Here is a 13,260-nt window from a genome sequence, read left to right as displayed (position 1 = left end):
AATATCATCAATCCCGAACAGGTAACCGCAACAGCCAGTTCACCAGTTTGTCCCGGCGAAAACATCTATCTTACCGCATCTACAGGCGATAGCTATAGCTGGACGGGGCCCAATGGTTTTACATCAGCCCAACAAAATCCTGTGATCAGCAATGCGACAGCAGCTATGGCCGGTCAATATCACGTTACAGTTTTTAAAAACGGATGTTCAAGCATCGCGCCGGCGGTTACGGTAAGCGTCAATGCTCCGATAGTTGCCAGTGCAGGAGAAAACCGCACAGTTTGCAAAGGCGACAAGATCCAACTTCATGCAACAGGGGGAACATCGTACAAATGGTTCCCGGCAACTGGCCTGTCGAACCCAAACATTGCCAGCCCGATGGCATCCCCCGATGAAACTACCACTTATACTGTTGAAGTGACCAATAACGCCTGCAAAGCTAAAAGCGCTGTAACGCTAACGGTAAACCAGGCCCCGGGGGCATATGCCACCGCCACACGTGAAGTTATTAAAGGTGAAAGGATCCAGCTTCATGGAAAGGTAAGCGGAGAAAACGTTTCCTATTACTGGACGCCCAATGAAAATATCAGCAATACCACATCCTTAGAGCCCTTTGTATTTCCAACCAGCAATATCACTTACATTTTACATGTACTGGAGCCTGGCTCCTGCAACCTGGAGTCGAAAGCAGCTGTTGAGGTGAAGGTTGTTGATAAATTCACTATCCCCAACACCTTCACCCCAAATGGCGACGGCGTAAACGATACCTGGCAAATAGACGCTCTCGGAGCTTACGACAATGCCACTACACAGGTTTTTAACCGCTACGGAACAATAGTTTACAGCGCTAAAGGCTATACGAAGGCATGGGATGGGACATACAATGGAAACAGATTGCCCCCGGGAACATACTATTACAAGATCGATCTAAAAAACGGCACTATTTACTCGGGATGGGTACAGATTATAGCCTGATCATTCCCTATCTGTTAAATCTAAAACATGTCATTGCGAGCGCAGCGTGGCAATCGCACGGAAGCCGATCCGCCCCGTATAACATGCGATTGCTTCGTCGTTCCTCCTCGCAATGACGTGATTTTAGAATAGCTTCAAATTATCATTCAATACTTAAAGCTTTCGATATCATGTTACTATTGCAACAAAGCTTTAATCTTATTAAAGATCTCCGTATTACTATAAACCCCTCTAAAATCCAGCGAATGCGGCCCATAACTAAATACCGGAACCGGGGTACCGGTATGATCATTGGTACTGAAATCGCCCCATACGTAACCGTTGTTAATGCTGCCATCAAGTAGGGTTAAGCCGCCGGTTTCGTGATCGGCAGTTACAATTACCAGGGTTTCGCCATCTTCATCGGCAAATTTCAAGGCATCGCCAACTACACGGTCAAAGTCGCTATTTTCGGTAATTACCTGCTTCAGGTTATTGGCATGTCCACCATGATCAATCTGCGAACCTTCAATCATCATAAAGAAACCTTTTGGCGCGTTCTTAAATGTTTGGGTTACTTTATTGAACGCCAGGGGCAGGTAGTTGCCCCTACCCTCCATTTTTGGGCGAGTTACACTATCATCCATCAGGGCCAGAATTTTTGGCGACGAACTATTTAAAAAGTCATCAAAGTTGCGGATAACGGCATATCCCCTTTTTTTCATTTTATCAACCGGGCTTTCGCCATTTACCGGCCAGATGAAATCTTTATACGAAGAACCAAGGAAAATATCAATTGGCGATGAAGTAATTTGATTAGCAATAGCTATAGAATGGCTCCGCTCTGAATCATGTGCGTAAAAAGCTGCCGGGGTTGCGTCCGTTAATTCGCAAACAGCGATATCGGCTACTTTTTTACCTGCTTCAGCACTGTAATCGGCCAATGATTTCAAAGGTTTACCTGCTGGGTCAACACCTATAGCCCTGTCGTTAGTTTTCTGGCCGGATGCAAAGGCGGTTGCTCCTGCTGCCGAATCGGTGATATAAGCATCAGCAGAGTTAGTTACCGAAAAGCCGATATTCAGCATCTGGAAAATATTCAACTGGCCGCGATTGGCGGTGTAGGTTGAATAGATCTGCGACAAACCCATACCATCACCAATACACAAAATGATATTTTTAACTTTCTTAATCGTACCATCCGATTTATAGCTTGGCTTATAAATAGCATAAGGCTGCGGCGCGGTGTATTCGCTTTTAGGCTTCTTATCCAGGAAATCGCCAAGCTCTTCTATCTTATCGGTACCAATCACATCCACCCCTAAACGGATCAGCGCAAGCCAGCTGCTTTTAGTATCGGGAGTTTCCCAAAAACGGATCTTTTTACCCGCGTTATGTACACTGTCAATCCCGCCTTTTATCCTGGCAATCTCTTCATTATTCAATACACCTTTACCGTTCCAGTGCATGTATTTACCAAAAGGGAAGCTTACTAAGCCGATTTTTTTCCATTGCTCGGGAGTAAAGCCGTCCATATGATCAACATCAAACGAGATCCAGGCAGGGTAATTAGTCATTTCGGCAGCGGGAGGCACGGCACCGGTCATCACTATCGATAACCTGCCCGGGTGACCTTCGTAAGCGAAGTACTGCTCCAATGGCTTAAGCTCTTTAATTACCAGCGGTAATACTGCTTTATGATCTTCCTTAATTTCGATAAGCAGCCTTAAATGACGTTGCGGGTCGCGTTTAAATTTTTCAATTAAGGGATCGATGTACAAAGCTTTTAATGACCGTTTGGCATCTATTTCCTTTTTATCGTGCGCCACCATCAGCTGCCCGTTAACGGCATAACAGTCGGCCTCGATAGAACCGAAGCCTTTTTCATAGGCCCGGTAAAAAGGGATATTGTTTTTGTAATCGTTGTGGGAATGCGCGTCGGCCACGGTATAGGTTTTAACCTGGGCATTAGCCGTAAGACCAGCGCTTGCCAGCAGCGCTGCCAGCGTAATTAGGGTAGTACTTTTTTTCATTTGGTATAGATATAGCAAAACCGGGCTATGCCCGGTTTTTTAAGTTTCAATATTTCAATTTACCAGCCGGCATTCTGTTTCAGCTGCCCCTGACTTATCTGGATATCCTTTGGCGGGATAGGCCAAACGTTATCCCTTGCCGGGTCAAAGTTACGAGCTTTCCACACAACCGAGCCATCCGAACCGTGTAACGGTTTTGCGTAAATTGCCTGCGCGTCGCCCCAACGTACCAGGTCGAAGTTACGATCACTCCACTCGCCAGCCAATTCAACACGACGTTCATGTTTCAGGTTAACCATGGTGGCATTGGTGATTGGCTTTAAACCTGCACGTACACGCACTAAATTAAGTGCAGCATCGCCGTTTTTACCCTGCATGATCTGGGCTTCGGCTTTGATCAGCAAGATCTCGGCGTAACGTAATAACGGTACGTTTAAATCTGTTGATGGCTCATCGCCGTTAGGGCTTACGTGGATACCATCTACATAGCTAAACGGCTCCATATATTTATTGAACTGGTAACCTGTTAAGCTATTGCTTTTACCACCGATAGGATAAGTATAAGTTTGCCCAAAATACTGGAAGCTATCACCTTTTTGAAGAATAGTGGCAGCAAGCCTTTTGTCTCCGGTCTCAAATTCATCAACCAGCTCTTTTGTAGGCTGATAATAACCAAAACCATTATACAAGCCCCAGCCTTTATTCTCCAGCATAGCACCTGGCAATATACTCTGACCATTCAGGCTACTGGCTACCGACCAGATATATTCTGAGCTATAATTATTAGCGATCTTAAATACGTCAGCATAATTGCCCAATAAAGCATGTTTTCCACTCAGGATAACCGAGTCGGCATATTTTTCGGCATTGGCATAATCTTTTGCATGCAGGTAAGTTTTAGCCAGATATGCATAAGCAGCAGTTTTATGCGCACGGCCTTTGTCTGTCGCTGCAAGCTTATCAAAATAAGGCAGCAACGACGCTGCTTTTTTCAAATCAGCCTCGATATAGGCGTAATTATCTTTTACCGATGGTAGCTGTGCAGGGAAAGCCAGTGCATTGGTACGATTTTGTAAAGGAGCACCTTGTTTGTCTGAACCGTACAGATCGGCAATTTCCAGGTGCATTACAGCGTGGATAAAGTAAGCCTGACCTAAAATAAAGTTTTTGGTGGCTGCGTCCATGTTAATGTTTGGCACGTTATTGATCACATCGTTGGCACGTTTCATTACCACAAAGTGCAGCTGCCACGGTGCGTAAATACTGCTTTCGTTACCTGTGCAGATAAAGTTTTTTATATTTTCCCTATCGGCAGATGTACGGCCTACAACCATATCATCACTGGCGTTAATAAACCAAAAGAAACCGCGACCGTAAAGATCTTCGCTGTTACTTTGTTTTTCATATAAACCGTTGGCAGCCTGTTGTGCATCATCAGCAGTTTTCCAGAAGTTGGCGGTGGTTGGCGAACCTGTTGGTTTAATATTATCTAAAGTACCTTTTTTACAGCCTTGGGCCAGTGCAATAACCATTACACCCATTAAGCCTTTGCCAATTATATTTTTAAATTTCATCTCTGTATCTCCTTAATTATGGTTCCTGATTTCTTATAAGCCTACGTTAACACCTACTAAAATGATCCTTGCCTGTGGGTACAAGCCTAAATCAACACCATTTTGGTTGATACCAACCTCCGGGTCGAGACCTGTGTATTTGGTAAATGTTGCCAGGTTTTGTGCGTTAGCGAAAATGCGGGCGCTTCTTACACCAATTTTAGTCAGCAGTGCTTTTGGCAAAGTATAACCAAGGGTTACGTTTTTAATGCGCATGTATGAGCCATTCTCTACATAAAAGTCAGATACGTTACCAAAGTTGCCGTTTGCGTCACTTGCCGAAAGGCGTGGAATATTGGTGTTGGTATGGGTTGGGGTCCAGGCGTTTTTAGCATCGGCCAGCAGGTTATAGTTTTGGATAGATGCATTTAAGCCGGTGTATTTAACTGCGTTGAAAAGTTTGTTACCGGCAACACCTTGTAAAAATACGCTCAAATCAAATGGGCCGTAGTTAAAGTTGGCTGTAAAACCGTAACTAACTTTAGGGAACGGTGTACCCATGTATGTTTTATCAGCTTCGGTTATTTTACCGTCATGGTCTGTATCCACGAATTTAATATCGCCAGGTTTTGCATTTGGTTGAATAAGCGCTCCGGTTGGACCTTTGTAGTTATTCACTTCATCCTGCGATTGGAATAAACCAGCCGTTTTGTAACCAAAGAAAGAATACATTGCGTAACCTTGCTTCAACCACACAGGTACCAGGTTATCCCTTACGCTTGGGTCGGCAAGAATGGTTTGTTGCCCCGGTAAAATATCATCAATTTTATTTTTGATGTATGAACCGTTGGCGATAAAATTGTAATGAAGTTCGCCCACGTTACCCTGATATTTAACAGATAGCTCAATACCTTTGTTCTGGATCTTTCCACCGTTAACATACGGCGGGTTTGATACACCGTAAACAGCGGCAACCGGCGGATGAAATATAAAATGAGTATTTGTTTTTACAAATGCATCAGCAGTAATATTCATTTTGCCGTTCATCAGACCTAAATCAACACCAACGTTGGTTTGCGCCGCTTTTTCCCAAATAAGATCAAGATTAGCTAAACCATCAACAGCTGCACCAATAATACCTGTAGCCGGGTTTCCGAGATACCCGGATGTTTTGGATACACTAACCGAAGTAGGGAAATAGGTATTAAGACCCGCAAGGTTACCTGATTGACCATAACTTGCCCTTAATTTGGCAAAAGATATTAAACCGTCTTTAGGAAAAAAGTCTTCTTTGCTAATTATCCAGCCGCCTGAAACGCCCGGGTAGTTTTCAGTCCTGTGTTGTGCTGCGATGCTTGAAGTAGCGTCACGACGAAAGATTCCATTAATAAAATACTTTCCTTCAAAATCGTACCCTACCCTTCCGATGTAAGAGATTAAACCTTGCTCAGATTTAGCTCCCTGTACCGGTAAACCTGTAGGATTAAGTGTGCCATTAATGATATAACGAACGGCCGGATCTTCGCTTTGGTAATTATCAGTGTTTACGCTGAAAAACTCGTTCATATCATCCTGGTAAGTGTAACCTGCCAATGCCGATATGTGATGTTTTTCACCAAATGTTCTGTCGAAGCTTAAAGTTTGTTCGGCAAGAATGGTACGCGAGTTGTTTTGCTCCTGGAACAGGAAGTTGTCAAAAAACTTTTTACCTGGCTCTAATACCCTTGTGCTGAAGTTTTTGATAGTTTCAGAGTTTTTAGTGATGCCTAAGTTTGAGCGGAATTTCAAACCTTTAAACAAGCTGATCTCAACATAAGGGTTAACGTTAAAGCTGCTTACACCATCGCTGTTATCCAAACGTTTCAGATAAGCAACCGGGTTAATTACGTCGCCATAAGAACCCGCGTAATCAGCTGGTACACCACCAAAGCTACCATCGGCATTGTAAATTGACGCGTTAGGAGGATAGAATATAGCTGACAATATAGCACCGGTATAAGCGCTTGTAGTATTAGCACCCTGACCGTTATTGTATGAATACGACATACTCTCGCCTATTTTCAACCAATTGTTGATCTGGTGATCGGAATTTACGCGAAAGTTATAGCGGATAGCATTGGTATTTAATAGGATAGCATCGTTTTTACGATAGCCACCTGAAATGTAAAAAGTAGATTTCTCGCTGCCGCCGCTAATGTTCAGATTATAATCCTGAATATAGCCCGTACGAAATAAAGCGTCTGTCCAGTTGGTACGGGTAATGCGCGAATCAGGGTTTATTTTAGCGTCAAAAGCGGGAATACGTGGCTTACCGGCGTTATCATACGCGGTGTTGATAGCATCGGCATAGTCAGCAGCGTTTAAAGCCTGTAATATTTTCAGGGCGTTTTGCACGCCGCCTTTAGCGGTAATATCTAAATTGGTTTTGCCTTGTTTACCGCGTTTGGTAGTGATCAATACTACGCCACCGGCCGCTTTAGCACCGTAGATAGCGGCATATGAATCTTTCAAAACATCTATTGATTCAATATCGGCAGGATCAAGAGGGCCTCCGTTGTAAATAGTTCCGTCAACAACAATAAGCGGGCCTTCAGTATTAAATGAGCTTTGACCACGCAGCCGGATGTTCGGAGCAGAAGTTGGATCACCGCCTTCGTTCAGTACCGTAACACCGGCAATTTGTCCCTGAAGCATTTCAGTAACCGAGCCTACCGAGCGGTCTTTGACGTTAGTTACTTTTAATGAACCAACCGAACCGGTTACGTCCGAGTTTTTTTGTGTACCGTAACCAACAACCACTACAGCATTTAAACCGGTAACATCAGCCTCTAAACTAACATTAATGGGTGAGTGATCGGCAGTAGCTTCCTGGCTTTTGTAGCCTATAAAGCTAAAAACCAGCACTTCGCCCTTTTCAACCGTAATTTTAAAATTACCGTTTACATCGGTTGAAGTTGCAGCCGTTGATGTTTTGCTGCGTACAGCAACACCGGCCAGCGGGCCATCCTTATCGGTCACCGAACCAGTTACTGTAAATTTTTCGGGCGCACGCACCATTTTTTTGTGCGAGATGATGATAGTACCATACTTTTCCCGGTACTCCAATTGTGTATTGGCGGTTAAAGCACTAAGTACATCTTTTAAGGGTTTGTTTACAAATGAGTTTGCCTTTACTTTTACCGCGGCCACATCATCCATTTTGTAGTTAAATGCAACGGTATTAACCGCTTTTTTGAGTTTCTCGAGCGAGGCATCCATGGTCTCATCGGCAAACTTTACAGTTACCGGCTGATCCATCAGCGACGCACTACGTTCGGCTGAAGCGCGTACCGGCAATGATGCCGCCAGGGTTGTTACCAGCAATAAAATTGCTGTGATTAATCTTCTTGAAATCCGGGTTAAAGATTTTTCCATACATTTGTTTTTAAAGTGATTAGTAACTGCCTGTTGGCTTTTAGTTTTTGGCAGCTACACTTAATAAGCCAGTGCTTGTTCGTAGCAGGCATTGGTTTCTCTTTTATATTGTTATTTAATATTTACTGTATCTCCTTTTAGCTTATACTTCCGGCCGTCAATAAATTGCAATATGTCCAGTACCTGGTTGATATTGAGCTTATTTGAAAACCTTACCGAATAATGCTGCTGACTTAACCTTTTACCTGTGTATTTAAAGTTTACGCTGTAGCGGTTTTGCAGGTAAACTGTGATCTCCTTAAATGAAACATTATCCAGTATCAGTTCATCATGCATCCAGCTCAGCGAATGATCGCCGGCTACTTGCTCACGTGTAAAGCTTTGGGTATGTTTATTATAGGTTAGCTGTTGTTGCGGTGTATAAAAACCAAGGGTATGCTTTTGATCATGAACCTCAACCTTACCACTGTTTACAAATACCTGGATGTCGGGTAATTCTTTATAAAATTTGATATTGAATGAGGTACCTAATACCTGCGTAGTAACCTTAGCGGTATGCACCAGGAAGGGCTTTGAAGCATCGTGCTTAACATCAAAAAAAGCTTCACCATTGATCAGGGTAACTTCTCTTTTTGCAGTACTGAATGTAACCGGGAATTTAATTGATGTACCCGCATTTAATTGAACGGTAGTACTATCAGGCAGCATTACCTGTTTCATACTGCCTTTTGGAGCAGTGATCACCTGGTAAACTAATTGCTCGGGCTTATGCTGCGCTAACCGTGAATATAACAGTCCGGCACAAACAGCTACCAACAAAGCAGCTGCTACTTTTAACCATACAGTATTTAACCTGCGGACATTTCCTTTAGCTATAGTCTGTTTTTCTATTCGTTCCCAAAGGGGGTGTTTAAGGGCTTTGATTTTATCACCAGCTTCGGCATCCGTATCGAGATTGTGCATTAACTGCTGTAAAAGCTGCAATTCCTCATCGGTGCATTTGCCGGCGTTAAACTTATGGAGTAGTCTTTTTATTTCTTTCTGATTCACCTAACAGGGGCTTTATACCAATTAAGTGACCGGGAACGGAGGAGTGTACTATAAGCGTTTGAAAAAAATTATCAGCAGCAAAAATCTGCCGTAATTATCAAAGGGTATGACGTTATAATATTTCTGAACAGATTTTTTCAGCCTACTTAAAGCATTGCTGATCTGGTTACGTACTGTTTGGTGTGATAAGCCTAAAAACTCGGCTATCTGCGGACCGGTCATGTCCTGCTCGCGGCTGCACAAATAAACCTGGCGCATTTTTTCGGGCATATCCGCTATTTCCTGGTTTATCAGCAGGCGCAATTCGGCAAGGGAAAGCTTTTGATCAGTGCTGTGCTCGTAAGTTTCCTGTATTTCGGCAACATCTTCCAAAGGGCGTGGCTTGGTGCTTTGCTTTTTATACCACTTATAGCTCATATAGTTAATGGAAACCATCAAATAAGCCTCAAGCGCACCATTCACCTGGATAGTAAGGCGATTTTTCCAGATAGAGAGGAACAGTTCCTGCACCATATCCATCGCTTCATCCTCGTTCTGTGTCTTCTTTAATGCAAAAGCGATCAGCTTATCTGCATAACGCTCATAAATTTCCCTGAATGCCCTATCGTCACCGCTCTGCAGTTCAAGTAAAAGTTGTGCATCCGAGTATTGTTTCACAGGGGTATTTTTATCGCATCAAAGTAACAGCACAAATGTTAAGCTAAATTTAAATATATATTAATGCTTTAGAAAACACCTGCTAATAATTGGTACTATTTTTTGAAAATAGATTTTACGCCCAAAATAACTTTTATTTCTCAAACAAACTCATACCTTTGCAATTCATCTGATGATTTACAAATGAGTAAGATTATTAAAAAGTCGCTGGCTGAGGAGATAGTTGAAAAGCTGAAAGAGCAGATAGCCGAGGGGCGGTATCAAATAAATGATAAACTACCTACCGAACCGGAGCTTATGACCGAATTTGGTGTTGGCCGCTCAAGCATCCGCGAGGCAACAAAAAGCCTGGTACAATCGGGCTTGCTCAGGATCCAGCAGGGTGCAGGGACGTTTGTGGAACGCGCTGCCAGCAACCCCGAACCAATGGAAGCCCGTATAAAACGCGCCCGGTCGCAGGACCTTGATGAGGTAAGGCAGTTACTGGAGATGAAAATAGCGGAAAAAGCAGCTATAAACCGCTCGCAGAAGGACATCTTCACCATGAAAAGCCATTTGGAAACCCGGAAAAAAACTGCCGAAGCCGGGCTGTTGGAAGAATGTATTGATGCCGATGTAAAATTTCACATTGCTATTGCCGAAGCGTCAAAAAACGAGATCCTGAGCGATTTATATAAAACGGCAGCCGTCCACTTAAAAAACTGGTTTACTGAAATCCACCCGGATACACGCATTTTTATCGACACACAGCATCTTCACGAAAAGCTCCTGAAAAATATTCTCGATTGCGATTCAAAACAGGCCTGGAATACAGCTCTCGAAATTCATCAACATTAAAAAATTTTATAAAATTCATCTGATGATATAATGTTTTTATAATTTTATCTACAACCAATGGAATCTACATCACCAACAACTACCATCTCCGAACCTAAAAAACTGGTTCAGCAAACTGTGTACTCAATTTTGTTTACGATCAGTCTTGCACATTTTATTAATGACATGCTGCAATCGGTTATACCATCTATATACCCGCTTATCAAGCAACGGTTCAGTCTTAATTTCACTCAAATAGGGCTTATTACCTTTACCTATCAAATAACCGCATCAATTTTACAGCCGTTTGTAGGTCTTTATACCGATAAAAAACCTAAGCCATATTCATTGGCAATGGGCATGGGTTTTACATTATCCGGATTATTGCTGGCGTCATTTGCCAGTAGCTTTTATATTATGCTGATGGCAGTAAGCCTTATTGGTATTGGCTCATCTATTTTTCACCCCGAATCATCGCGCGTGGCACATTTGGCATCAGGAGGTAAAAAAGGGTTGGCGCAATCTATTTTTCAACTTGGCGGTAATGCTGGTAGTGCTATCGGCCCGCTGTTGGCGGCTCTTATTGTAATTCCTTACGGTCAGTCAAACGTGATCTGGTTTTGCCTTATCGCTTTTGCCGGCATATTGGTATTACTGCGGATAGCGAAATGGTATGCCGAGCGCCTGAGCCTCAACGCAAAAAACAAAAACGCGAAAGAGGCCGTGCATCTTAATATCTCCAAAAGGCGTGTGATATTCTCTTTAGGGGTGTTGCTTGTGCTTATCTTCTCCAAATATTTTTACCTGGCCAGTATCACCAGCTATTATACCTTCTTTCTGATCAATAAATTTCACCTGAGCATCCAGCAGTCGCAAATTTATTTGTTTATGTTTTTAGGATCAGTTGCTGCCGGCACACTTTTCGGCGGCCCATTAGGCGACCGTTTTGGCCGCAAGTACATTATCTGGATCTCAATATTGGGTGTAGCCCCTTTTACTATGCTCCTGCCTTATGTATCACTGTTTTGGACAGGCGTTTTATCGGTATTTATCGGCCTCATCCTCTCATCAGCATTCTCGGCCATTTTAGTTTATGCTACCGAATTGGTACCTGGAAAAGTAGGGTTGATAGCCGGATTGTTTTTTGGGCTTGCCTTTGGCATGGGCGGTTTAGGCTCAGCCATATTGGGTAAAGTAGCGGATATGACCAGTATCAACTACGTATTTAAGATCTGCGCTTATTTGCCGCTGATAGGTATTTTTACCGGCTTGTTGCCCAATATTGAAGGGAAGAAGGCGCTGAGTTAAGGTTAAAAAAATTATGTCATTGCGAGGAGGAACGACGAAGCAATCGCACGGAAGCAGAGTGACTCTGTATAGCATGCGATTGCCGCGCTGCGCTCGCAATGACATTTTTTTATTTTTGATCCCGCGCTCGTTTGAAACGAGCGCAAGAGGGCAAATTAAAAACGGGTCATGCTGAGCCTGTCGAAGCATAGCGGGCGGGCCTCTGCGCGCGTCCTTCGACAAGCTCAGGATGAAAGCCCTTCACACTTAAAGACTTACGAAGTTTTAAAAACTTCGTAAGTCTGGCTTTTCAAAGAAGCTACTTCCCCAGCTCCCTTACCCAAATATTCCGATAACTGATCGGCTCACTTTTATCACCATGCGCCTGCAGTTTAATTGGCGAAGCACCATGTTTGCGATATTCTGGCTTGCCTATGTACGGCGTATCTCCTATTAGTGATGTATTGTTTTGAACCAGCACACCATTATGCAGTACGGTAGCACGCGCTGCTGATTTCAATGAACCATCCTCGTTAAACCTCGGCGCAGTCCAGATCACATCATAGGTTTGCCACTCGCCAGGTTTACGGCAGGCATTTGCCAGCGGAATGGCCTGTTTATATAAACTGCCTACCTGCCCGTTTACATAGGTTTTGTTATTGTAGTTATCAAGTACCTGCAATTCGTAACCTCCGGCTCCCCATGGCAGGGCTGCCAGGAAAATACCACTGTTACCACGTGCTTGTCCGCTGCCGGTTATGTTTGATGGGATACGGTACTCGATATGCAGTTGAAAATCCATGAACCTGCGTTTAGTTTGGATATCGCCTGCGGTTTTATCAACGGTGATGATTTTATCGTCAACCTTCCATTTATGGCTCGATGTGGTATCGTTCGTAGCTACCCATTCGTCGAGGTTTTTGCCATCGAACAAAATGATGGCATCAGAAGGCGCATCGCCGGGAGTTTTGCCCGGGGTAACTACAGCAGGCACCGGCGACCAGATCTCGGTATCTTCCGGTTTTGCATTTTGCTGCGCGAATGTTACTAATGAACTACCTGCTAATAAAGCAGTGAAAATAAGTTTGCGTTTCATTGTTTAAATCAATTGATCAAGGTTGAACTTTAAGTTTTATTTAGCGAGCGATTTGATCCACAATGCTATCTTCCGGGCTTCCTCTTTAGGCACCTGCGGCATTGGCGGCATTGGTGTTGAGTAGTCAGGCCAGTGCTCTGGCTTTGGATTATGGATCAGTTGCACCAGTTCATTCACGCTGTATTTACGTTTAGCCACATCAACATACGCCGGGCCAACCTGCCTTTTGGTAGCATTATGGCACGATAAGCAGGTATTCTTCAGCAAGAGGGGCTGTACTTCGGCATAAGTAGGGATTGCATTTAACCCGGCAGCACTTTTAACAGCAGCATCTTTAGCGGTGGCACCCTTTTTCAACGTTGCCGAAGCCGTTACTTTGGCCGAATTTATTGTGCTTACT

Annotated in this window: 10 protein-coding genes; 3 read left to right on the top strand and 7 right to left on the bottom strand. The window is 43.6% G+C overall.

Going from position 1 to position 13,260, the window contains the following annotated elements:
* The coding region (locus VF500_RS07255) for a gliding motility-associated C-terminal domain-containing protein (RefSeq protein WP_330859031.1) at positions 1 to 975 on the top strand (975 nt) is incomplete at its 5' end.
* 176 nt (positions 976 to 1,151) lie between these two features.
* Here the strand turns inward: VF500_RS07255 and VF500_RS07250 are convergent.
* The 5 genes from VF500_RS07250 to VF500_RS07230 form a co-directional block, all read right to left on the bottom strand.
* Complete coding sequence (locus VF500_RS07250) at positions 1,152 to 2,987, bottom strand: alkaline phosphatase (protein ID WP_330859030.1); 1,836 nt, start codon at positions 2,985 to 2,987, stop codon at positions 1,152 to 1,154.
* 59 nt (positions 2,988 to 3,046) lie between these two features.
* Positions 3,047 to 4,561, bottom strand: coding sequence for a RagB/SusD family nutrient uptake outer membrane protein (locus tag VF500_RS07245; RefSeq protein WP_330859029.1), 1,515 nt, complete (start codon positions 4,559 to 4,561; stop codon positions 3,047 to 3,049).
* A gap of 33 nt (positions 4,562 to 4,594) precedes the next feature.
* Complete coding sequence (locus VF500_RS07240; RefSeq protein ID WP_330859028.1) at positions 4,595 to 7,954, bottom strand: TonB-dependent receptor; 3,360 nt, start codon at positions 7,952 to 7,954, stop codon at positions 4,595 to 4,597.
* A 111-nt stretch (positions 7,955 to 8,065) separates the two neighbouring features.
* Entirely contained in the window at positions 8,066 to 9,004 is a 939-nt protein-coding gene (locus tag VF500_RS07235) for a FecR family protein (protein WP_330859027.1), read from the bottom strand.
* Positions 9,005 to 9,052: 48 nt separating this feature from the next.
* Positions 9,053 to 9,661, bottom strand: coding sequence for an RNA polymerase sigma factor (locus VF500_RS07230; RefSeq protein WP_330859026.1), 609 nt, complete (start codon positions 9,659 to 9,661; stop codon positions 9,053 to 9,055).
* 183 nt (positions 9,662 to 9,844) lie between these two features.
* On the opposite strand from VF500_RS07230, the gene VF500_RS07225 reads away from it, so the two are divergent.
* Complete coding sequence (locus VF500_RS07225; protein ID WP_330859025.1) at positions 9,845 to 10,498, top strand: FadR/GntR family transcriptional regulator; 654 nt, start codon at positions 9,845 to 9,847, stop codon at positions 10,496 to 10,498.
* Positions 10,499 to 10,555: 57 nt separating this feature from the next.
* On the top strand, positions 10,556 to 11,785 hold the full coding sequence (locus VF500_RS07220; protein ID WP_330859024.1) for an MFS transporter: 1,230 nt from the start codon (positions 10,556 to 10,558) through the stop codon (positions 11,783 to 11,785).
* A 298-nt stretch (positions 11,786 to 12,083) separates the two neighbouring features.
* Here the strand turns inward: VF500_RS07220 and VF500_RS07215 are convergent, their stop codons facing one another.
* Together VF500_RS07215 and VF500_RS07210 are read right to left on the bottom strand one after the other, a co-directional pair.
* A complete protein-coding gene (locus VF500_RS07215) occupies positions 12,084 to 12,860 on the bottom strand; it encodes a DUF1080 domain-containing protein (protein WP_330859023.1) in 777 nt (258 codons plus the stop codon).
* A gap of 36 nt (positions 12,861 to 12,896) precedes the next feature.
* Positions 12,897 to 13,260, bottom strand: a 364-nt coding sequence (locus VF500_RS07210; RefSeq protein ID WP_330859022.1) for a c-type cytochrome, incomplete at its 5' end; no start/stop codon positions are given.

It is taken from the genome of Mucilaginibacter sp., from assembly GCF_036383575.1.
Taxonomy (GTDB): domain Bacteria; phylum Bacteroidota; class Bacteroidia; order Sphingobacteriales; family Sphingobacteriaceae; genus Mucilaginibacter.
The sequence above is the reverse complement of the archived record's forward strand: the minus strand, read 5'-3'. Positions and strand labels throughout refer to the sequence as shown.